Origin of the sequence: Tateyamaria omphalii (assembly GCF_014651375.1) — a bacterium.
In the GTDB taxonomy this organism is placed as follows: Bacteria; Pseudomonadota; Alphaproteobacteria; order Rhodobacterales; family Rhodobacteraceae; genus Tateyamaria; species Tateyamaria omphalii.
The window spans coordinates 439805-462465 of sequence record NZ_BMWT01000004.1 but is presented as its reverse complement, the minus strand read 5'-3'; the positions used below and the strand labels follow the sequence as shown (position 1 = coordinate 462465).

General features: G+C 58.6%; 20 protein-coding genes and 1 tRNA gene. 7 read left to right on the top strand and 14 right to left on the bottom strand.

Translation table 11 applies throughout. From position 1 onward, the window contains the following. Positions 1-17 precede the first annotated feature (17 nt). From IE087_RS16195 to IE087_RS16180, 4 genes are all read left to right on the top strand, one after another. Complete coding sequence (locus IE087_RS16195; protein WP_189370397.1) at positions 18-1907, top strand: SLC13 family permease; 1890 nt, start codon at positions 18-20, stop codon at positions 1905-1907. 326 nt (positions 1908-2233) lie between these two features. Further along, a complete protein-coding gene (locus IE087_RS16190) occupies positions 2234-5944 on the top strand; it encodes a beta strand repeat-containing protein (protein ID WP_189370396.1) in 3711 nt (1236 codons plus the stop codon). A 63-nt stretch (positions 5945-6007) separates the two neighbouring features. Then, entirely contained in the window at positions 6008-7756 is a 1749-nt protein-coding gene (locus IE087_RS16185) for a type I secretion system permease/ATPase (protein WP_189370395.1), read from the top strand. After that, positions 7753-9123, top strand: coding sequence for an HlyD family type I secretion periplasmic adaptor subunit (locus tag IE087_RS16180; protein WP_189370394.1), 1371 nt, complete (start codon positions 7753-7755; stop codon positions 9121-9123). Before IE087_RS16185 ends, IE087_RS16180 begins: the two co-directional genes overlap by 4 nt. Before the next feature lie 12 nt (positions 9124-9135). Here the strand turns inward: IE087_RS16180 and IE087_RS16175 are convergent, their stop codons facing one another. Beyond that, positions 9136-10056: a LysR family transcriptional regulator gene (locus IE087_RS16175; protein ID WP_189370393.1), complete on the bottom strand. Its 921-nt coding sequence runs from the start codon at positions 10054-10056 to the stop codon at positions 9136-9138. 257 nt (positions 10057-10313) lie between these two features. On the opposite strand from IE087_RS16175, the gene IE087_RS16170 reads away from it, so the two are divergent. Beyond that, entirely contained in the window at positions 10314-10679 is a 366-nt protein-coding gene (locus IE087_RS16170; protein WP_189370392.1) for a MerR family transcriptional regulator, read from the top strand. Further along, positions 10676-11386 carry a transporter substrate-binding domain-containing protein gene (locus IE087_RS16165; protein WP_189370391.1) on the top strand — a complete coding sequence of 237 codons (711 nt, stop codon included), beginning with the start codon at positions 10676-10678 and terminating at the stop codon, positions 11384-11386. The genes IE087_RS16170 and IE087_RS16165 overlap by 4 nt, the downstream gene beginning before the upstream one ends. Before the next feature lie 182 nt (positions 11387-11568). Here the strand turns inward: IE087_RS16165 and rplA are convergent, their stop codons facing one another. From rplA to IE087_RS16130, 7 genes are all read right to left on the bottom strand, one after another. Then, positions 11569-12267 (bottom strand): 50S ribosomal protein L1, encoded by a 699-nt coding sequence (rplA, locus tag IE087_RS16160; RefSeq protein WP_189370390.1) that lies wholly within the window; start codon positions 12265-12267, stop codon positions 11569-11571. A gap of 1 nt (position 12268) precedes the next feature. Further along, positions 12269-12694: a 50S ribosomal protein L11 gene (gene rplK / locus IE087_RS16155; RefSeq protein ID WP_189370389.1), complete on the bottom strand. Its 426-nt coding sequence runs from the start codon at positions 12692-12694 to the stop codon at positions 12269-12271. A 188-nt stretch (positions 12695-12882) separates the two neighbouring features. Next, positions 12883-14034, bottom strand: coding sequence for an OmpA family protein (locus IE087_RS16150; RefSeq protein WP_189370388.1), 1152 nt, complete (start codon positions 14032-14034; stop codon positions 12883-12885). Positions 14035-14238: 204 nt separating this feature from the next. Further along, on the bottom strand, positions 14239-14739 hold the full coding sequence (locus IE087_RS16145) for a GNAT family N-acetyltransferase (RefSeq protein ID WP_189370387.1): 501 nt from the start codon (positions 14737-14739) through the stop codon (positions 14239-14241). Then, complete coding sequence (locus IE087_RS16140; RefSeq protein ID WP_189370386.1) at positions 14732-15199, bottom strand: DUF2948 family protein; 468 nt, start codon at positions 15197-15199, stop codon at positions 14732-14734. Before IE087_RS16140 ends, IE087_RS16145 begins: the two co-directional genes overlap by 8 nt. Then, a complete protein-coding gene (gene murA / locus IE087_RS16135; protein ID WP_189370385.1) occupies positions 15199-16470 on the bottom strand; it encodes a UDP-N-acetylglucosamine 1-carboxyvinyltransferase in 1272 nt (423 codons plus the stop codon). Before murA ends, IE087_RS16140 begins: the two co-directional genes overlap by 1 nt. After that, positions 16463-16612, bottom strand: coding sequence for a hypothetical protein (locus IE087_RS16130; protein ID WP_189370384.1), 150 nt, complete (start codon positions 16610-16612; stop codon positions 16463-16465). The genes murA and IE087_RS16130 overlap by 8 nt, the downstream gene beginning before the upstream one ends. 84 nt (positions 16613-16696) lie before the next feature. On the opposite strand from IE087_RS16130, the gene IE087_RS16125 reads away from it, so the two are divergent. Next, positions 16697-16771 (top strand) — tRNA-Thr (locus tag IE087_RS16125). A gap of 484 nt (positions 16772-17255) precedes the next feature. Here the strand turns inward: IE087_RS16125 and nusG are convergent. The 6 genes from nusG to IE087_RS16095 all read right to left on the bottom strand — a co-directional run bounded on the left by nusG (position 17256) and on the right by IE087_RS16095 (position 22645). Beyond that, the gene (gene nusG, locus IE087_RS16120) at positions 17256-17789 is read right to left on the bottom strand and encodes a transcription termination/antitermination protein NusG (RefSeq protein ID WP_039689781.1); all 534 of its coding nucleotides are present in this window, start codon (positions 17787-17789) and stop codon (positions 17256-17258) included. Between the two features lie 167 nt (positions 17790-17956). Next, positions 17957-18154: a preprotein translocase subunit SecE gene (secE, locus tag IE087_RS16115; protein WP_189370383.1), complete on the bottom strand. Its 198-nt coding sequence runs from the start codon at positions 18152-18154 to the stop codon at positions 17957-17959. 103 nt (positions 18155-18257) lie between these two features. Next, complete coding sequence (locus tag IE087_RS16110; protein WP_189370382.1) at positions 18258-18941, bottom strand: hypothetical protein; 684 nt, start codon at positions 18939-18941, stop codon at positions 18258-18260. A gap of 391 nt (positions 18942-19332) precedes the next feature. After that, the gene (locus IE087_RS16105; RefSeq protein WP_189370381.1) at positions 19333-20055 is read right to left on the bottom strand and encodes an alpha/beta fold hydrolase; all 723 of its coding nucleotides are present in this window, start codon (positions 20053-20055) and stop codon (positions 19333-19335) included. Then, entirely contained in the window at positions 20052-21593 is a 1542-nt protein-coding gene (locus tag IE087_RS16100) for an ABC transporter permease (RefSeq protein WP_189370380.1), read from the bottom strand. The genes IE087_RS16105 and IE087_RS16100 overlap by 4 nt, the downstream gene beginning before the upstream one ends. Further along, positions 21590-22645 carry a quaternary amine ABC transporter ATP-binding protein gene (locus tag IE087_RS16095; protein ID WP_189370379.1) on the bottom strand — a complete coding sequence of 352 codons (1056 nt, stop codon included), beginning with the start codon at positions 22643-22645 and terminating at the stop codon, positions 21590-21592. The genes IE087_RS16100 and IE087_RS16095 overlap by 4 nt, the downstream gene beginning before the upstream one ends. Between the last annotated feature and the right edge of the window lie 16 nt (positions 22646-22661).

The following is a 22661-nucleotide window of genomic DNA, read 5'->3' as shown; positions in this document are numbered from 1 at the left end:
GGAAGCGGGGAGAAACGATGGAAGCGACGGTTCTGACGTTGGAAATGATGGTAGTCTTAGGGCTGCTGTGTTTCACTGTATTTCTGTTTGTCTCCGAGATCATTCGCATCGACTTGGCCGCAATCCTTGTCATGGTGATCTTGGGCGGATTAAGCACTTTACCCGGGCTGGAAAGCCTCTCAAACCGAGCCGAGCTTTTTTCGGGGTTTTCTTCGAACGCGGTCATCTCGATCGTCGCTGTTATGATTATTGGGGCCGGGCTGGATAAGACTGGCCTTATGTCCAAAGTTGCCACGCTGATATTGAAACGCGGCGGCACGACCGAGCCGCGGATTATCCCGATCGTTTCGGGCACTGTCGGTGTTATCAGTTCTTTTATGCAGAACGTCGGTGCGGCAGCCTTGTTCCTGCCCGTCATCAGCCGCATATCCGCCCGGACAGAAATACCCATGAGCCGTTTGGCCATGCCAATGGGGTTCTGTGCGATCCTTGGCGGAACCATCACTATGGTCGGGTCCTCTCCGCTGATCTTGTTGAACGATTTGCTCATCGCTGCGAACCCCACCTTGCCAGCCGATCAGCAGATGGAGCCATTCGGCCTGTTTTCGGTCACGCCCATCGGCGTGATGTTGGTCCTGACTGGTGTTCTCTACTTTGTGTTTCTGGGCCGATGGATCTTGCCCGGTCGGCGGGGGCGAGGCGAAGACGCAGGTGCCGCGCGGTCGATGCAAACATATGTCGAGAACACCTATGGCCTGCGCGCTGACATGTTCGAAGTGCGCGTGCCCGAAGGGTCAATCCTGATTGGTCAGACTTTGGCCGATATCATGGTCGCGCACCATATCTATATTCTTGGCACGTCTTACCGGGGTCACAAGGTCATCGCCCCAATGGCGGACACCACAATTGAGGCACCCGCGCGCCTGGCCGTTCTGGGCCTGAGGCGGGTGTTGCATGACGAGTTTGCAGACCCCTACGGTTTGGAAATTCTGCCGGGCCTGGACGTGTTCGCTGATGATTTTGCCGCCACAGAATCCGGCGTCGCCGAAGTCGTCATTCCGCCGGGATCGACCGTCATCGGGCAGTCGCCCATCGCACTTCGTCTGCGTCAAACCCACGGTCTGTCCATTCTGGCAATCCACCGCGGCGAAGACACGCTGAGCCATGTTGAAACCGAAGATCATGTCGCCACCCATATCGGTGAAGTAAAGCTCCAGGCAGGCGACACGCTGGTTGTCCACGTCCAATGGGAGCGCCTGACTCGGCTCAAGTCCGATCAGGACTTCGTCGTTGTGACATCGGATTTCCCGCAGGAAGAGTTGCGTCCGCACAAGGTCAACTGGGCGCTCGGTTTCTTTTTGATGACGCTCGGTTTGATCTTGTTCACTGACCTGCTTTTGTCACTTTGTCTGTTGGCAGGTGCAGTGGGTATGATCTTGTCGCGGGTGCTGTCGATTGACGAAGCCTACGATGCGGTCAGTTGGAGTACCGTTTTTCTGCTGGCTTCGCTGATCCCGTTGGGGATTGCGGTACAAAACACCGGAACGGCAGCGTGGATCGCTGATCAAATCTTGTCCCTGCTGGATGGCTGGCCGCTTTGGTCTCTACAGGCTGGTCTGGCGGTGCTGGCGACGATTTTCACACTCGTAATGTCGAACGTTGGTGCGACTGTTTTGCTTGTCCCCTTGGCGATCTCCATTGCGATCTCGGCTGGAGGGGATCCGGCAGTCTTTGCATTAACGGTTGCGATTTCGACCTCAAATTCCTTCCTGATCCCAACACACCAAGTCAATGCGCTCATCATGGGTCCGGCCGGGTACCGCGTTGTGGATTTCGTCCGTTCCGGCGGGATTATGACCGTTTTGTTTCTGATCGTATCCATGGTCGGTCTGACGCTCTTCATCTAGTGCGGTTCATTATCGCGCTCCATGCGTGTCGACTTGGGATCTCCGGTGCGCTTATCCCGGACTTGCTCGATAAACTCCGCAAACAGTTTCGTGAAATGTCGTCACCGACTAACTTGCGTGCGACCAGGCTTCAGCGCAAATTATTGAATTTGTTCAAACTTCGAGCCGCGCACATCACGATAAGCGTGACTATTTCTTATTCTTATACACGCTATTCGGACCAGGAATTTCCAATACATCCACGCATCCGCACTTGGTTGAACAGCGGAGAGGCCACAGTCTCGGTCTGATCTTCGCAGCAACCAAATCTCAAGCGGAGATCACCCATGCTTTCCGAACTACTTGCAAGCCTGCGCGCCAGATTGCTGACGACCTCGTCACTGGCCCAGGAAACTGTTCGCGACGGACAGACACTGACCAACGGCTTTTTCCAAAGTACGGTTGTCGACAACACCCCGGCTTTCGTTCTGAACAACGACCTTTCCCGGTTCCTGAACTTTGGCGAGGTCGAAACCAATGGCGCACCGTCCGCCGTTTCGGTCGAGGCCGAGGACGTGTCGGTCTTCAACTTCCGTACAGGCAGCATTGAGGCCAACGGCCCAGACGCCACGGGCATTGAAGTGACTGATGGATCCAGCGCCGACATTCGCAACTTTGGCAGCATTGCGGGCGAGCTGAATGGTGTTGAATTCAGCGGTCCAAACAGTTCGGGCACGCTCGACAACTTCCGCGGCGGTGTCATTTCGTCCGACAGCCGCGCGGTGGAGATCGAAGGCGAAGGGATCAGTGTTCGTAATTTTGGCGACATTGTCGGCACCGATAACCAGCGCAACGGTACCATCTACACCAACGCGACAGCGGAAGACGTCGGCATTTCGAACTTCACGGGCGGTACAATTGATGCGGGCGAAGGTAACGACGGCGCTGGCATTTCGTTCCAGGTGGGTGACGAAGTGGGCGACGTGGTATCGAACTCCGTTTTCAACGGCTTTGGCGCCACCATTCAAGGACGCGGCCAAGCGGCCTCGAACACCGGCGGCGCGGGCGACGGCATCCGCATCAACAACGGCGCGGAAGGCACAGTGTCTGACACGGACATCGTGAACTCGGGTCTCATCTCGTCCGAAAGCAATAACGGCACAGCGGCAGGTATCCGGATCGCCGATGGTGCCGCTGCCGAAGGTCGTATCCTGAACACATCCACCGGTGTGATCGAAGGGGTGCGCAATGGTCTGTATATCGGCGAGGCCGAGCACGATCTTGACGTTCTGAACTTCGGGACAATCCAGTCGGAAAGCCGCGCCGTGAACATCGATGGGACCGGCGTTGATCTGACCAACGCAGGCGACATTCTGGGCACAGACGACCAGCGCAACGGCACCGTCTACGCCGATGGTACGGCGGATGACTTCAGCGTCCGCAACCTCGCAAGCGGAACAATCGATGCCGGTGAAGGCAACCAAGGCTCCGGCTTTGGGGCCGAGATCGGCGGTGCCGCGGATGGTGCCAACACGTTCACGCTGGACAATGATGGTGTCATTCAGGGCCGTGGCAACGCGCCAGCGGGCAACAACCCGGCAGGCGACGGTGTGCGGATCGGCAATGTTGGCAACACTGGCACGACCGACGCCACCATCACCAACTCGGGCGAGATTCTTTCCGAAGGTGCCAATGGAACGGTCGCAGGTGTTCGCGTCGTCAATGGCATCAACTTCCAGGGCGAGCTGTCGAACTCAGGCTTGATCGCTGGTGTTCAAAACGGTGTCTACTTCGGGACGGGCGACCACTCGGGCGGTTCGTTCGTGAACGAAGCAGGCGGCGTGGTGTCTTCGGACAGCCGCGCACTGAACATCGATGGCACGGGCCTGAGCGTCGAAAACTCCGGTTCGATCCTTGGCACAGCGGACCAGCGCAATGGTACTGCCTATGCCGATGGCACCGCAGATGACTTTTCCGTCGTCAACAGCGGCTCCATCGACGCGGGTGCCGATAACCAAGGCTCCGGCTTTGGCGCCGAGATTGGTGGCGCCGCTGACGGGGTGAACAGTTTCACGCTCGACAACTCCGGAACGATCCAAGGCCGTGGAAACGCAGCTGCGGGCACACCGCTGGCTGGCGATGGCATACGGATCGGCAACGTTGGCAATGTCGGCGTCACCGATGCCATCATCAACAACTCCGGTGCCATCACGTCCGAAGGTGCCAACGGGACTGTTGCTGGTGTGCGTGTCGTAAACGGCATCGACTTCAAAGGTGAGTTGAACAACGCTGGGACAATCTCCGGTGTACAGAACGGTGTCTACTTCGGCACAGGTGATCACACGGGCGGGTCCTTTGTGAACTCCGGTGTGGTGTCGTCGGACAGCCGTGCGGTCAACATCGATGGTGAAGGTCTGGACGTTGTGAACTCCGGCACGATCTTGGGCACCGGCGATCAACGCAACGGCACGGTCTATGCCGACGGTACAGCCGACAACTACACCTTCACCAACACCGGTGTTGTAGATGCCGGACTGGGCAACAACGGTTCCGCCGTGTCGCTGCAAACCGGCGACGTGGACGGTGATGTTGTGTCAGCCGCCATCTTCAACGAAGGTATCCTGCAAGGTCGCGGTGACGCGGTCGAAGGCAACACTGTCGGTGACGGCCTGCGTCTCTTCAGCAACCAGGAAGACGCGAACTTTGCCGGTCTGGTGCAGAACGAAGGCGTTATCGCCGGGTCCGAAGACAGCGACGCCGCAGCCGGTATCCGCATCGACGGTGGTCTGAACCTGCTGGGTGCGATCCTGAACGAAGGTGAAATCACCGGTACGGTCAACGCCATCGACGCAACCGAAGCGGGCGACGTTACCTTCGTCAACGATGACGACGGTGTGGTGAACGGCAACGTGCTCTTGGGCGCCGGAGAAGACATTGTTGTCGATCTTGGTCAAATCAACGGTGTTCTCGACGGTGGTACAGGCGATGACGTTCTGATTGCCGGACAAGGCGACAACGTGATTGTCGGCGGTCTTGGCAACGACTTCATCGAAGGTGGCGAAGGCATCGACACGGCGGATTTCTCCGATCAGGACGTGGCGGTGACCGTGAACCTTGGGGCCAACGGAAACGGAACCGCCACTCGCGAAACCGGGTTCACGGTCTCAGTCGAAAATGTTGCGGTCGGTGCCTCTTTGCAGCCCACCCAAAACATCGACGACGCGGCCGGATTTGTAGCAGAAGCCGTTGCCGGGAACCTGTACTACAACATCCACACCTCGGACTTCCCCGGCGGTGAAATCCGTGGCCAGTTCGAAGTTGTCAGCGATGAGGGCGACGGGCACGGGCGTGTCATCGAACTGGTGGCGACACTCGACGCAAGCCAGGAACCGGGTCCGACCTCCGACAGCGATGCGACAGGCACGGCGACACTGACCATCTCGGTCGACGAAGCCACCGGCCAGGTTGTCTATTCTTCGGAATTGACCGTGACGGGCCTGAACGAAGCAGACCTGCAGACCCCGGTTCCGGGTGTCGTGTCGGCCATCCACCTGCACAATGCACCTGCCGGGATCAACGGTCCTATTGCGCAGGACACGCTGGTGGACGCTGGTGCAACCATTGACGCAGATGCCCCCACGGGTGTGTCCGGTCTGGATGCCATCGACGAAGTGGTCGAAATCGACATCCTCAGCTCGATCGAGAACGTGATCGGGTCGGACGATGGCGACGTCATCATCGGGTCCAATGCCGACAACACCCTGTCGGGTGAAGACGGTGATGACCTGCTGAACGGTGGCCAAGGGGACGACCTGCTGCTCGGCGGCGAAGGCTCCGACACCTTCACCTTCGAAGGATTGTTCGGCAACGACACGGTCGGCGACTTTGAAGTTGGCGTTGACCGGTTGGACTTCTCTGACTTCGGCCCGGACTTCGCCGAGAGCCTCGTTGTGTCGCAAGACGGCGTCGACGCCCTGCTGACCTTCTCTTCGGACGCCTCCGTGCGCCTCGAAGGGGTCAACAGCAGCGACTTCTCCGACGACGACTTCATCGCCTGATCAAAGCACACCGAGGTGGCGGCCCATGTCGCCACCTCTTCACGCTGAAAAGAGATCACCCAAATGTTTCAGAAAAAATCCACCGTCAAATCCGCATGGGGCAAGCTGCGCAGCGGCTTTGTCGCCATCGGCTTCTTCAGCATGATCCTGAACCTGCTGATGCTCGCTGGCCCCCTTTACATGTTGCAAGTCTATGATCGCGTGCTGACCAGCCAGAACATGGACACCCTGATTGCCCTCAGTATTCTCCTGGGTGGTGTTTTCCTGGTCACCGGCCTTCTGGACCTGATCCGTATGCGTATCCTCAGCCGTCTTGGCGCGCGTTTTGAGTTGGAGATTGGCGCGCCGATCCTGCAGGCCTCGATCCGCCGCCGGGTTCAAGGCAAGGCCAGTGGCGACAACCCCGCCGCTGATGTGAACGGGATGCGCGACTTCATTTCGGGGCCCACTCTGGTCGCATTTTTCGATGCACCGTGGATCCCGCTTTATCTGGGTGTGCTTTATGTCCTGCACCCCTATCTTGGCGCGCTTGGTCTTGCCGGTGCGTTGTTCCTGACAGTCATGGCCCTGATCAACAACGCCCGTTCTGCCGAAGTTATGCAAGACGCAGGTCAAGCGCGCGCCAGATCCGACAGTTTGTTCACCTCCAGTGAACAGAACGCAGAGCTTGTCCACGCGATGGGTATGACTGGTGATCTCGCCCGGCGTTGGACAGCTCTGCAACACAATGCGCATCACCTGAAATCCCGTGTGTCTGACCGGCTGGCCAGCTTTTCGGTGATGTCCAAGACGACCCGCATGGCCTTGCAATCGGGCATGTTGGGTTTGGGCGCCGCCCTTGCCGTCAGCGGTCAGGCCACCGCCGGTGTGATGATTGCCGCCACCATCGTACTTGCCCGCGCGCTTGCGCCTATCGACCAACTGATCGGTCAGTGGCGCACCTTCCTGGCCGCACGTGGCTCGTACAAGACCTTGCGCGCTCTGTCCGAAACCTACCCCGAGCCGCCCAAGCGGTTAGCACTGCCGCGTCCGCAAATCTCTCTGAATGCAGCCATCGCGCAGGCGGGCCCGCCCTTGGCGCAAAACGCCACCATCGGTGGGATCGAGTTTGCCCTTTCGGCTGGCGATGTTTTGGCCGTGATCGGTCACAGCGGGTCCGGCAAGTCGACGCTGGCAAAGATGCTGGCCGGGATCTGGACACCGCAACGCGGCGCCATTCGCCTCGATGGCACCCCGATGGCCAAATGGGATCCCGAAGAGCTGGGACGTTTGGTGGGCTACTTGCCGCAGGATGTGCATTTGTTCGATGGGACCATTCGCGAAAACATTGCGCGGTTTTCAACCTCGATCGACGACAGCAAGGTGCTGGCCGCAGCCGTCGCCGCCGATGTGCACGGTCTGATCAGCAGCTTGCCCGACGGCTACGCGACCGAGATCGGCGACGGCTTCCATCTGTCCGGCGGTCAACGTCAACGGATCGCGCTGGCACGCGCGCTCTATGATGATCCGTTCATTCTAGTGTTGGATGAGCCGAACTCCGATCTGGACGCCCAAGGTGAGGCGGCACTGCGCAACGCCATTCGCGGCGCCAGTGCACGCGGGGCCATCACATTCGTGATGACGCATCGCCCCAGCACGTTGGAGGCCGTCAACAAGGTTCTGACACTCAACAAAGGCACGCAAACCGGTTTTGGCGACAAGCAGGATATACTGCGCCCACGTCAGCAAGAGACAGCCGTGGCGCAGACCGCCGCCGCACAATTGGCCGCTCGCCGCGCGCAAACGGCCGCTGTGAAAGGAGCAGCACAATGACAACCGCACTTACACCCGCCCGCAACACCGGCGTTCTGCGCCTTGAAGACTACAACCGCGTTCAACCCAAGGATTCAGGCGCTGGCATCACTGGCTTCGTGGTCTTCGGACTGTTGGCCGTAATCAGTTTCCTTGGCGGAGCCACCTATTGGGCGACGGCGTCGAAACTGGATGGCGCAGTTGTGGCCCAGGCGAGTTTTGTGGTCGAAGGCAATCGCAAGACGGTTGAGCATCTGGATGGCGGCATCGTCAGCAGTATTCTCGTCAGCAACGGCGACCTGGTCGAAGCGGGCCAGACCCTTTTGGAACTGGACAGTACAGATCTGGGTGTCGATCTGGATGTGATCGAAAGCCAACTCAGCGATCTGTCGGTACGCCGTGCGCGACTGATGGCCCAACTGCAAGACACAGACACATTCGATCAAACGTCCGTTGCGCAGATGATGCGTGTCGAACTGGACCCCGCAACGTGGGCCACGGCATTCACCACTCAGAAGCTGCTGTTTGATGCAGAACGCAGGTCGCGCGATGCCGAAGAGGCCCTGACAGCGCAACGCATCACCAATCTCGAGGATCAAGTGAGCGGCCTGCAATCGCAACGCGCCTCCAACACTCGGCAGCTGGACATCACACGCCAGGAGCTTGGCAATCTGCAAACCTTGCTGGACAAAGGCCTTGTTGCAGCGGCCCGCGTGAATGCGCGCCGGGTCGAGGTCGAGCGCCTGATCGGTGTGGACGCGGCACTGCTGACCCAAGTGGCACAGGCCCGCAACCAGATCAGCGAGTTGCAACTGGCCAGAATCGGCGCACGCACCTTGCGGGACGAGGCAGCTTCGACCGAACTGGCGCAGATCGATGCGTCACTTGCTACGCTTGAGCCGCAGTTTATTGGGGCCTCGGAACGGTTGAAGCGTGTGGCAATCACTGCGCCCGTCAGTGGCCGTGTGGTCGAGATGACGGTGTTCACCGCTGGCGGCGTTGTCCGCCCGGGGGCACCCATTCTGGACATCGTGCCGATTGACCAACCGCTGGTGGTCGAGGCGCGGGTGAATACCGCCGACATCGAAAAACTCTATGTCGGTCAGTCCACGCGCGTGCGTCTGTCTGCCTTTGATCAGGGCGATGTGCCCGAGGCAGAGGGCCGCATCATCGACATCTCTGCCGACAGCCTCGAAGACGAACGCACCGGAGACTATTACTACACCGCGCGCGTCAAACTGGATGACGTCCAATCCCAAGAGGTGGCCGCACTGGATCTTGTGCCGGGTATGCCCGCCGACCTGTTCGTGAACACGGGCGAACGCACGGCCCTCAGCTACCTGACCCAACCGCTGAGCGACCGGTTGGCACGCACCTTTATCGAGTAGGAAAAAGACGCGTCACGCCACAAATGTTGGCGTGACGCCTTTGGGTGGGTTTTCCTGGATATAGGCCCCGATCTTGGCAAGCAGCGGTTTTCGAGGGCAGTTCAATCGCGACGCCGCACCGAGATTGCGCAGGTTCCCGGGGGCTTCAAACGGGATGAAGGACAAAGGCCAATTGTCTTGGCGGAACTGCTCGGCAGCAAGGGCAGAGACAATGGTACAATCGTCCGAATGACAGATGTGTCGGCAGATGGTTTCGAAACGCAGGGCGGTCAGGTCGAACTTCTTTGAGCCGCGTGATGCCTGATCAGGTGTTGGCAACCGTTCTTCAAGTTCGTATCCGAACGAATGCGGAAGACGGATGAAGTCATGTACTGGAACGTCTTCTGGCCGGATGGATGGCAGGGGCGCAAGCGGGTGGCCTTCGTGAACCGCCAAATACAAAGGTTCTTCCCAGATCGACGTGAACTCGAGCGTCGGATTGTGATTGAGTTTCGCCACCAAGGCAACGTCTAGGCTGTGATCCTCGACCATCTTCAACATGTTCTGCGGCAGGTCTTCGATCATCGTGACCCGCATGCGTGGAAAAAGGACGCTGAATAGATTTGAGAAGTAATCCGTCAGATACGGGGCGAGCGTCGGGGTCAGGCCGATGTTAAAAGGCACCGCTTCGGGGTCGCGAAACTCGGTTGCCGTGTCTTTGATCCGCTGCGCGCTGATCAACATCTCTTCGGCAATTTTTACGATGCGTTGACCGCAGGTGGTTGGTCTGACTTCGCCGCTGAGGCGGAGGAACAGATCGGTGCCCAGCTCTTTCTCCAGCTTCTTGATCTGATTTGACAGAGCGGGCTGTGAGACGTTGCAATACTCCGCCGCGAAGCTGAAGTTACCACATTTCGCAACTGCGACGACGTATTCCAAATCTCGTAAGTTCATGACATTCCGCAATATCCGTATGGTTTCCTTCTAGTGGACCTTTCTTGTTATAGAAAGAACCGTCGGGCTGAGCACAGCGGACTGTATTGGGTGACAGTACACAGCCGGGCATGGTTTGGAGACAGGCATTTGGTTGCTTCGGGCTTTCTGTGACCGATGCCGCAACCCATTTGAAGGCCGGCATTTTTTTCGGAAATCACTATTGACTTGGAGCTACTCTAACCCGCTACCAAAAGGTCAGAGGAACACTTGCCAAGATGAGAATTGCTGAAGCAGCGAAAGCCTGTGGGCTGTCCGCACATACGATAAGGTTCTACGAAAAGTCGGGTATGTTGCCAGAGATTGAGCGGGGCACCGATGGGCATCGTCGGTTCACGCCCCGTTTGATCGAATGGCTGACCCTGCTCTACTGGTTGCGCGAAACGGGCATGTCTCTCAAGCAAATGCGTCGGTTCACGGCGCTAGCCAAAACAGGCGATGCAGGGATCGAAGAGCGGCGGCAAATCCTTGCGGATCACGCAGCGACCCTGAAGGCCAAACGCGCCACTCTCGAAAAATGCGAAAGCATCCTCGCCATCAAAATTGCCAGCTATGGCCCAGACACCAAAGAGGATGACCCATGAAGTTTGCCTATCTGATCGAACCGCCCTTTAACTACGTTGATGCAACAGGCCAAGTCACGGGTTGCGATGTGGAACTCGCCCGGCATGTGTTTGCGGAGCTTGGTATTGCGGAATTTGAAGCTGTTGAGACGGAATTTGCTGAACTTCTGCCAGGTCTTCAAGACAGTCGGTGGCGTATGACGACCGGACTATTTGCAACCGATGAACGCAGGAGAAGTGCATTGTTCAGCCGCCCGATCTGGGCGCTGCCGGACGGATTACTGGTGGCAAAGGGAAATCCGTTGGGACTGAGCGGCTATCAGTCGGTGGCCGATAACTCCAACGTCCGACTGGCTGTAATCCGTAGTCAGGTTCAGCATCGTTCAGCGCTCGAGTTGGGCGTCGATGCAGATCAAGTTGCGATATTCGAAACATATGCCGCCGCCGCGCGGGCCGTACGCGAAGGCATTGCTGACGCCTATACCAGCGTAGGCCGCGCGCATAGCGGGTTTATCGAGCAGAACCCGGAATGGGGTCTAGAACTGATCATGGTACCAAACTCAGAAAAACCACCTGCTTTCGGGTCGTTCGCTTTCGGTTCGAATGACCCAGAACTGTTGAAGGATGTCGATGCAGTTCTCTCAAACTTTATTGGGACGGACGCTCATCGGAATATGGTGGCTTCCTTCGGCTTTTCACCATCCGAAGTGGACATGGTGGCAGCCTGACATATCGCAAGCAGATATTGTTGGTGCAACAAACAGAGGCCGCTGTTTCTGCGGGCCATCCTTCCAGACCTCGACCGCTTTGATGGAGGTCGTACCGCTCGATGTCCCAGATCAGTACCACGCCACAAAAAAGGCGCGCATCCTTTCGGATGCGCGCCCCTCAAAGATCCTTTGTCGCCCGATTACTCGGTGACAGCGTTATCCACGTCAACGCTCACGCCTGGGCCCATGGTCGAGCTCAGTGACACCTTTTTCATGTAGGTGCCTTTCGCGCCAGCAGGCTTGGCCTTGGCAACAGCACCCACGAAGGCGCGGATGTTTTCGACCAGCTTGGCTTCGTCAAAGGACGCTTTGCCAACGCCAGCGTGTACAACGCCAGCCTTCTCGGCCTTGAACTGAACTTCGCCGCCCTTGGCCGCTTTCACGGCATCAGCGACGTCCATGGTCACAGTGCCAACTTTGGGGTTCGGCATCAGGTTGCGGGGGCCAAGCACTTTACCCAGACGGCCCACGATCGGCATCATGTCGGGGGTGGCGATGCAGCGGTCAAAGTCGATGGTGCCGCCCTGGACGGTTTCCATCAGATCTTCAGCGCCAACAATGTCCGCACCAGCGGCTTGCGCTTCTTCGGCCTTGGGGCCGCGGGCGAAGACAGCGACGCGGACGTCCTTGCCGGTGCCGTTGGGCAGGCCAACCACGCCGCGCACCATTTGGTCCGCGTGGCGGGGATCAACGCCGAGGTTCATCGAGATTTCGACGGTTTCGTCGAACTTGGCCGAAGCATTGCCTTTGACCAGTGCCACGGCTTCCTCGACGGTCAGGTTCTCTTTACCGGCGAAGGCTTCGCGGGCCGCTTTTGTGCGTTTTCCAAGCTTTGCCATCTTACTTCACCTCGATGCCCATGGAGCGGGCGGAGCCCAGGATGATCTGCATTGCGCCTTCGATGTCGTTGGCGTTCAGATCTTTCATTTTCGCTTCGGCGATTTCCTTGACCTGGGCCGCTGTCACGGTGCCCACGGTTTCACGCGACGGGTTGTTCGCACCAGATTTCACCTTGGCCGCCTTTTTCAGATAGTAGGACGCCGGGGGCGTCTTGATATCCATGGCGAAGGATTTGTCCTGGTAGTAGGTGATCACGGTGGGGCACGGCGCACCGGGCTCCATGTCTGCGGTCTTGGCGTTGAACGCCTTGCAGAATTCCATGATGTTGATGCCGCGCTGACCCAGGGCCGGACCAACCGGCGGGGATGGGTTTGCCTGACCGGCGGGCACCTGCAATTTCATGGTGCCGGCAAGTTTCTTGGCCATGTGCCAATCTCCTTTTCAAACAGCCGCGGGACGCGCCCCTTGGCCTATGTTGATGTGGTCTGGTCTGGCGGTCGCGACCGCCGCGCCTCCCACATGGGATGCTGCAAATGCAACAGGAGCGCCGGTTACAGCGCTCCTGTCCAAATTACAAGCATGTTTTACAGCTTTGTCCCCGCGGGGACAGGCTGTCAGCCCTCTTCGAGGATCACGTCAAAGCGGACGCGGCTACCTGGAAGGCCCGCGTCGTTCAGCGGGCGCGACGGGGCGGCGATGATGATCTCTTCGGACGCAACACCACGACCGACCAGCATCGCCATAAGCGCCTTGGCCCGCAGAAGGCCGGTTGCAACGCCCTCTCCTGCCTGCAGGTCACCTGCATGGTGGCCGATCACGCGCAGACGGGCATGTGGGCATTCCATCGCCAAGGTGGCCAGCCCCATGGCGGTGTCCAGATCGCCCGCCCCAAGCGACACGGAGCGCGGAGCATAGAACAGTGTGGTGCTGTCAACGGCGCGCTGCAGTTCGGTCACGCATGCGGCTGTGGCCCATGGCTTTGCAACCGTGGGTGCGCGCACGGCAACGCGCGTGATTTTGTCAACGATCGAGAACTCGACCCGGCGATCATAGTACGAAGCAGGCTCTGGCCCTACAATGCCCGACGGCTGGCGGTCGCCCAAACCTTCCGCAAAGAACATGCTCGTGTCGAGGCCCGACGCGCCAATACGTTTGATCACCTCTTCTGCACGCGCTTGGCTGAGGCGGAGGTTGGCACTTGGATCGCCGGATGGGTCCGAATGGCCTTCCACCCGAATCTGCACATCTGGGCAGGTTTGCGCGATCAAGCCAAGAAGACGGCCTTGTTCAATGCCGCCCTGATCCGCATTCAGACCGCCGCTTGGGAAGTAAACACGTGCTTGGTCCGCCATGGTGCGTAGATCTTCGAGGCATTGCTGCTGAGCGGCTGCACCAAAGCTGCTGGTGTCGAAGAACGGGGCCGCAGGTGGTGTCGACAATGCGGCAGTTCGTTGCAGTTCCGGGGCGGGTGTGGGCTGCGGCAACGGAGCGGCGGCCAGAGGCAGCGCCTGCGCAGATGATGTACCCACCGTTGTCAGTGTGGTTTCGGGACCAGCCTGTCGGGCAACCACCTCTTCGTGCACGGTTTCGGTCGGTACCGATTGAGCCGCTACAACTTGCGTTGCAGTTGTATTTGAAAATGTCTGTTCACCTGCCGGTGCGGCGTCTTCTCCACCGCCAAGCTCCAGAAAACCAGATGCTGCAAACACAATTGCGGCCGATGGGACCAGCCAAGGAAGGCTGTCCCGCAAATACTTCAATGCCATAGAATATCCCCCAGATACGCTGCTCGGTTTTCCGTCGCACATCTACATCGTGTGCCTATATCAACCAGTAGGCGATAATCCGCCGTATTCGTCAACAGCTCTTGTGGATTATTCTGAGGATAAATCCCGCTTATATTTTCGGGGCCGTGGTCGCATATCTGATCCTGCCCAGCTGACTACCCAGAAATCGGCCCGCCTTGAGGCCTACCCGATTGCATGGATCATGATCAGGTCGGTCTCGGCATGACCATCGCTCAGGGTCGCGTTGGGTATCCTTCCGACCTCGCGAAAACCCGTGCGTGTATAAAACGCGATGGCACGGGCATTGCTGGCAGCAACGAACAGCTCCAACTGACTGATACCTGATTGCCTGGCTGCTTCTGTGATGCCTTGAACAAGTGCGCTTGCAGCACCACTGCCTTGCGCGCCGGGTTGGACAAAGAACGCACCGAGTTCTGCCCTGTGCTTTGTTTGCGTCTTTGTCAGTTGGATCAGGCTGCCGATGCCCACAATGTCTGACGCGACAAACACACCAAATGTCTGGCCGTTGTCCAAACGGTCCGCGATGGTGTCCAACGACTCCGCTGCAGCCTCGTCATAGGTGGTCAGAAATGCCTCCGGATACGTCGACAACGCCTCAAGCCGTAGCGCGCGCCAGTCTCCTACATCCGCGCCGACAAGACGGCGCACGGACAAGTCAGTCATTGTGTTTGGGCACGGATTTCGACGGAGCAACGTAAGGTCTGGTCACGTCCTTGAGCGTTACGTCGATCGCCTCAACCGACAGACGCAGCGCGCCGTCACCCGCAAGTGTCAGCAGGATGTCCCCTGCGCCGTCCGCGCCCGCCTCGAACGTGACGGACAGAAGCGATAGGATCACGTCCTTGTCCGAGCGGTCCACGCCCTGGCTGGCGACCCGCAAGACATCGTTGAAGGCCAGCAGGGATTGCACCCGCTCGGGCGCATGACGCGCGCGGCCCTCATCTTCCCAACGGAACCGGTTCAATAGCAGAGCAAAGCACCGCCCCTTGGCATCCCAGCGCATTTCCGTGATCGGAAACACCGCGTCCTGCACCAGCGACGACACCACTTGCAGATCATCTGCATCCAGCGCGCCAAGGTTCAGAGGCGCCTCGCGCCCATCTTCAAACCGTGCGTCTTGCATCAGTCCCCCGCAATCCGTTCGATATCTGCACCCACACCTGACAGCTTGCGCACCACGTGTTCATAGCCCCGGTCGAGGTGGTAGACCCGCGCAACTCGCGTTTCCCCTTCGGCGGCAAGACCCGCGAGGATCAGGCTAACGCTCGCCCGCAGATCTGTCGCCATGACGGGCGCGCCTTTCAGCTTCTCGACCCCCTTTACAGTGGCCGTGCCGCCATGCACTTCGATGTCAGCGCCCATGCGTACCAGTTCCGGCGCGTGCATGAAGCGGTTCTCGAATATCTTTTCTTCCAGCACCGAAGTCCCCTCAGCTGTGCACAGCAGCGCCATCATCTGTGCCTGCAGGTCCGTCGGGAAACCCGGGAAGGGTTCGGTTGTCACATCTACCGCGCGGATGCGTCCGTTCTTGCGTGCCACCTTCAGGCCCACATCCGTTTGTTCGACACTGATCCCGGCCGCATCCAGCTTCTCACAGAAGGCGCCGACAAGATCGACTTTGCCGCCCAGCAGCTCAACCTCGCCTCCGCAGATGGCGGGGGCCAGCATGTAAGTGCCCAACTCGATCCGATCGGTGACAACGCGATGGGTCGCACCGTGCAACTTGTCCACCCCCTGGATGGTGATCGTCGAGGTTCCATCCCCTTCGATTTGCGCCCCCATGGCCCGCAGACAGGTGGCAAGGTCTACGATCTCGGGTTCGCGTGCAGCGTTGTTGATGACCGTGGTGCCCTTGGCAAGCGTCGCGGCCATCATGATGTTTTCTGTGGCACCGACAGAGGCGAAGGGGAAGTCGATCACGGCGCCCTTGAGCTTGCCGCCGTCCGCCTTGGCATGCAGGTAGCCATCGCGCAGATCAATTTCGGCCCCCATCTTGGCCAGACCATCAGTGTGAATATCCATGGGACGCGCGCCGATGGCGCAGCCACCGGGCAAAGAGACCTCGGCATGCCCTTCGCGTGCGAGCAGCGGGCCAAGCACCAGGTTCGAGGCGCGCATCTTGCGCACGATGTCATATTCGGCACGGGTGTTGATCGCACCATGGCACGACATCGCCTGCACCTGGCCGTCCTGCATCGACGTGACCTCGGCCCCGAGCGATTGCAGCAGTTGCGTCATGGTGCGGATATCCGATAGGCGCGGCGCATTGGTCAGCGTCAGCGGCTCGTCACTGAGCAAGGTCGCCGGCATCAGCGTCAGGCAGGCGTTCTTGGCACCCGCAATCGGGATCTGCCCATTGAGAGCGCCGCCGCCCTTGACCAGAATACTATCCATTGTCTTGCTCCTGTTTGTTGCCTACCTGTGCCCGTGCCTTGGCTTGTGCCTTGCGCTTTGCCATATTGGATTTGAGCGCCTGTTTGAGCCGCGCTTCGCGGTCGTCTTTTGCCTTGGGCTTGGGTGGGGATTTGTCTGCCATGCCGCTTCTGTACCGCAGGGTGCATTTGGCGTCCAGAATGGGCTTGCATGGGGGGGCATTTGGGTCTATCCCGCCGCGCACGGCGCTGCTGTAGCTCAGAGGTAGAGCACTCCCTTGGTAAGGGAGAGGTCGAGAGTTCAATTCTCTCCAGCAGCACCATCTTATCCCGTTGATTTGCAAAAGTTCCCTTGACCCAAGGGGTTTGCAGCGCCCAATTTTTGAACAGTGCGACTCGCAGTGCCGAGCCCAGTGGAGCGCAGAAATACGTATTGCGCCCACATCAGAGCGCCTTCTGACCTTTTTGAAAGCTCAGCGGAATAGTAATAACGGGTCGGGTCGGGCGAACTCTTCAGCAGTCAGGCTAACAGTGCATCTGGTCCATCCATTCGACCGAAGAGCGTGGCAAGAACAAAGTACAGATTCGCCCCCGAAACCGCCATTTGTAAGTTCAAGAAAGTCGACTTCGCCCACAAGTCAGCCAGTCGCTGAACAAGTTTTGGCCGCTTCCGGCGACCGCGATCCGGTGTGGGCGTCTGTAGTTCCCAAACTGTGCATGCAGTTCGCAGAAGAACAGTCCACGCCCATTCCAAAACAAAGAAAGGCGCACAAAAGCGCGCCTTTTCATCATACCGATGTCATACGATCAAATCTGTTTGGTGACCTGCGTGTATTCCAGCTCGACGGGCGTTTCGCGACCAAAGATGGATACGGTCACTTTCAGGCGCTGGTTGTCCTCGTCGACCTCTTCGACCATGCCGTCGAAATCCTCGAACGGGCCGTCGTTGACCTTGACCTTTTCGCCGACCTCGAAGCTGATCATCAGCTTAGGTGCTTCCTCTCCTTCCTGAACGCGGTTCAGGATCTGGTTTACCTCGGCATCGCGCATCGGCATCGGACGACCCTGTGGCCCAAGGAAGCCGGTGACGCGGTTGATGGAGTTGATCAGGTGATAACCCTGGTCGGACATTTCCATGTGCACCAGCACGTAGCCGGGCATAAAGCGGCGTTCGGTTGTCACTTTCTTGCCGCGACGGACCTCGATCACTTCTTCGGTCGGGACCAACACTTCGTCGATCTGGTCCTCAAGGCCGTTTTCTTCGACCGAGGTTCGGATTTGCTCGGCAATCTTCTTTTCGAAATTCGAAAGAACGCTGACCGAATACCACCGTTTCGCCATGTTTTTCTGGCCCCTCGCCTGCTTTGTTGCGCCTTGTGCAGCGGCGTGTGCCACCGCCCTGAATAAAAAGCGGCGCGGGGCTCGAATCGCCGCGCGCCTGTTTCAGATCAGGATCGGGAAATACTCCGCGCTATGTCAAAGTGCAAGAGGGTCGCGCTCGTTGCGTGTCATCCGAAGGTCGTCAGCACCATCTCAAGACCGCCGCGGATCACGATGTCGACCAAGGCAAAGAATACAGCGGTCAACGCGGCCAGGATAAACACCATGACTGTCGTGAGGAACACCTCTCGCCGGGTCGGCCACACCACTTTCGCGACTTCCGAGCGCACCTGCTGGATGAACTGAAGTGGGTTTGTTGTGGCCATGGATCATGTCCTTTTCTGCGGATGGACCGGATGTAACGGCAGTCTGGGACGAATTCAAGGCGGGATTGCGCCCGCCTTGAACACCTTCAGGGCCGAACGCAGATCAGGTTTCCTGCACCATCCGGCTCAGACGCTCTGCCACGACCTCTTGGTGTTCTACTTCGGCCATCCGCAGGGATTGGAAATCGGGCATGTACAGGCCATCGACCATGCCATCCGGGAACAAGTCCAAAACGCTGTCCCACCGATAGGCAAATGTATCGAGCTTCGCACGCAGGTCTTCGGCGCGAGCACTGTCTTTCATCTCGACCCGGTCCAGCCAGCCCAGCACAGCGGTCCAGATGCGATCCGCGCCGAAGGTCAGGAAGATCGCGACGACCAGAGCAAAGACAATAACAGCTGCAATGACAAACCAATGCGGGCGAACAACGAACAGCAGCGCAGCGCAGGCCAGCGCAAGGTGACGTGTTTTGGGTTCAAACCGGCGAACTCGCATGATCGTATTTGCCAACTCATGAAACCGGTCGGGACGCTTCTGAACGTATGTGTCTTTTTCAAGTTCAGGCAGGTCGTCTGCCCGGCGACGCGGTGCTGGTGGAGGCGTGCGCTCGGTAAACGCACGGAGCGATTCCTGCGGATCACCGGCCGTGTCCATGTCTGCCACTTTCGCTTTGCGACGGTGTGGTTTGAGTGTTTCCGCATCATCCGTCAGGACCGAGCGGATCATCGACATTGTTTCTTCCTCACTCGCGGTGTGAGGCTGACCGGGGATCAACGTATATTTCATCGACAGCTTCCTTGCCCCGACACCAAACGGAGCTTTGATTATCCACCCGTGCAGATCGGGCGTACTTGTTACTCCGCGCGTGGCGGATAAGGCGAAGCTAGGGCCAGAATGTGCGGCATAGGTGTCAGGGATGTGGCGAAAATGGGGCACTGAGGCCGATGACGAAACAGTTCGTGGGGTATCAACACGACTGTTTCGCAGTATGGCCGGTTGGTACGGATGTTTTCAGAAAGCCACCACAGTTTAGGCGCAATTAGGTGAGTCGGTTTTGACGGCCACGGAACATCGCAATGATGCGCCGATCCACATTTTGGTCCGCATGGCCATGCCTGTGGTTGGATTGTCGTTTGAGAACCGGACTGGTATTGGTCGGCAATGATACCGTTCCCGTTCAAGCCGTCAGGAAATCAACCAGTATCTGGCAGAAGGTCGACGGGTTTTCCATGTGCACCGCATGGGCACAAGCCGGAATGACAGCAAGGCGCGCCTTGGGAATGTGGGACCACAAGATGTGAATTTGGTCCCAGGAATATGTGCGGTCCCCGTCACCCCAAAGGATCAACGTATCATTGTCCAGATCCGCAAGACCGTCGCGGCCAGACCATCCTTCCATTGCATCCAGTCCGGCGAGGATCGCCGGAAGCTGGGCCTGCTCGGCAATTACTGAACAATCGGGATATCCGGCGCCTTGCTCTTCGTCCTCAAACCACGTCGCCGAGATACGGCGAGCGGTTGCCAAAGCGCCATCGGTCCCTGCGCGCGCCTTGCTTTGCGCTATGGTCTCGAACCTCCCCGGGATAACCCCCACAGCCCCTGTGGAGTAAAGGACGAGTTTGTTCACGGCGTTGCCGTGGCGACGCGCGATCTCTTGCGCGATCATTCCGCCCATGGAATGGCCCAGGAGGTTATAGTGATGAATGCCTCGCTCCCGCAGGCCCTGGATCACCCAATCGGCAAGGCCTGTGATCGTGTCGACCGGAGGAAGCGCCGCGTTCTTTCCAAAGCCCGGAAGGTCAACCGCGATGGTGGTGACGCGATCCGACAGAAACGGATCGAGGCAATCCCATTGTGCACTGCCGCCCATGAACCCATGGACGAGGACCAGTGGGATCACTTCCGCTGGCCCTGAACAATCCGGTCAAGGATCATGGCGCAGAACAGGATGGAGAAGCCCGCCAGGATCCCCTGCCCCACATTGGCGTATTGCAGCGCTTCAAGCACGTCTTCGCCCAGACCCTTCGCCCCGATCAGAGACGCAACAACAACCATCGCCAGAGACAACATGATCGTCTGGTTGATCCCGGCCCGGATCGACGGACTGGCCAGCGGCAGGTCGACCTTGGTCAGGAGATACCACTTGTTTGCTCCGAAACTGATGGCAGCCTCGCGTACGCTTTCCGGTACACCACGCAGGCCAAGCACCGTTAACCGCACAACAGGTGTGCCACCAAAGATCATCGTCGTGACCACCGCCGCTGGCTTGCCTGTCCCAAAGAAGGCAATCACCGGGATCATGAAGACGAAAGCGGGCATGGTTTGCATGAAATCCATGATCGGCTGAATGAATGCATAAAACCGTGGGCGCCGCGCCGCAAACATGCCCAAAGGAATACCAATGAGGATGGACAGGCACGCCGCTGTCCCCAACAAGGCGAGAGTTGTCATCGCTTTTTCCCAGAACCCCAGCAGGCCCATATAAGCCAGGAAAGCGCCGGAATAGATCGCCATGCGCACACCGGCAGTCAGCCATGTCAACAAGATGATCAGTGCCGCAATGACGATCCAAGGGGTTGAGACGAACACCAGTTCCAGCGCGTCCAGAACAAGCCGGATGGCGTAAGTGATACCGTCAAAGAGCGCCTCGCCATTGAGCACTGCCCAATTGAAAAAGGCTTCGACCCCGTCGATGCTAACCAGCCGTATGTCTGGGTCTGTTGGGAAATCGCTAAGCAGCGAAAAGCGCCCCGGAAAGCTGTAGTGAACCATGGCGACAGCGACGACCAGCGCCATGAACACCGCGCTAAAGACAATCTGCTGGACCGGCATACCGGACCGGATGCTGTTGTCGGACAGCCAGTCGGAAAAACGCGCCTCAAGCGCCCAATTTGCGACAACGGCTTGCGCGATCTTCACTACAACAAGAATGATCAGACCCGTCAAAGCGATCATGGGACCTTCGGCGGCGAGCGCTTCGGCCTCGGCGCGTATACCCCCGATATTCGCCTCAAGCCCATCTACGGCACGTTGGAATGCATCCACCCGGTCCGAGCCGCTTTCGATGGCGGCGGCCAATTGCTGCTTGCGCAATTCCAGCGTCCCTTCGATGGATGCGATCCGTGCCATCGCGTCGGCAGCCAGATCACCGAACAGCCCCCGCGCGATTTGCACAAATGCGATCGCCTCGATGATCAGGAAGCTGAGCGCCCAGGACCACAGGCCACGCGCGCCAAACCAGATTGGGCCGAACAGTCCAGCCATCAGGTTAAATGTCGCGGTAAAGCGAGCCGATGCACCCACCCGGTCAAAATTGGCGATGTAATAGTCGGGACTGGTACGCACGAAGGTGCGGATGTTGTCCCTGCGCTCTTCTGCATAGGCAAGTGCCGCAGCGCTTTCGGTGTCTTCCAGCGGGTTGAAGTTTTCGTCCTTCATGACACTTCCGTCCCTTCTATGACCGTGCGCAACAGATCGGCGCGGGTGATCACACCGATATCTTTCCCCGCATCCTCGACAAGGATCGGGCTGTCGTCGTCAATGGCCAGATTGATCAGGTTGCTCAGAGTTTCCGCCTCGTTCACGCGTGGCGCGTCCGCAGTGATGGGCCCCTGGGCCGCGACAAAGGCATCAACGGGCTGCATGACCGCGTGGGCATGCACCACCTTGAGGCGCGAGATGCCTGCCACGAAATCCGCCACGTAGTCGTCAGCAGGGTTCATGACGATGTCTTCGGCGGTGCCGATCTGCACCATTTTACCGTCGCGCATGATGGCAATACGGTCCCCGATCCGCACTGCTTCGTCCAGATCGTGTGTGATGAACACCGTCGTCTTCTTCAGAATCTTTGACAGCCGGATGAATTCGTCCTGCAACTGGCGTCGGATCAGCGGGTCAAGCGCCGAAAAAGGTTCGTCCATCAGCAAAACATCCGGATTGGCCGCCAAAGCACGGGCCAGACCGACCCGCTGCTGCATGCCACCGGACAATTCGTGGGCGAACTTTGAGCCCCACGCCCCCAATTCGACAATGTCCAGAATGGCCGCCGCCTGACGCATCCGCTCATTCTTGGCCACCTGCCGAATTTCCAAGGGCATGGCGACGTTGTCGAGAACAGACCGGTGGGGCATCAGTGCAAAGTTCTGAAACACCATCCCAATCTTCTGGTTGCGAAAGCGCTGCAACTCTTTCGTGCCCAGCGCCGTGACGTCGGTGCCTTCGATCTCGATCTTGCCATCGGTGGGTTCAAGCAGGCGATTGAAGTGACGGACAAGGGTGGATTTGCCACTGCCAGACAGGCCCATGATACAAAAAATTTCGCCACGCTGCACATCAAGGCTGACGTCGGCCACGCCGACGACTGCATTGAATTCTGCCAATACTTCGGCTTTGGAAAGTCCCCGTTCGCGTATGGCGTTCAACGCATCCCGGGGATGGGCGCCAAAGATTTTCCATACGTGTTCGATCTGAATGACTGTGTCGGTGCCCATGACGCCCCCACCGTGT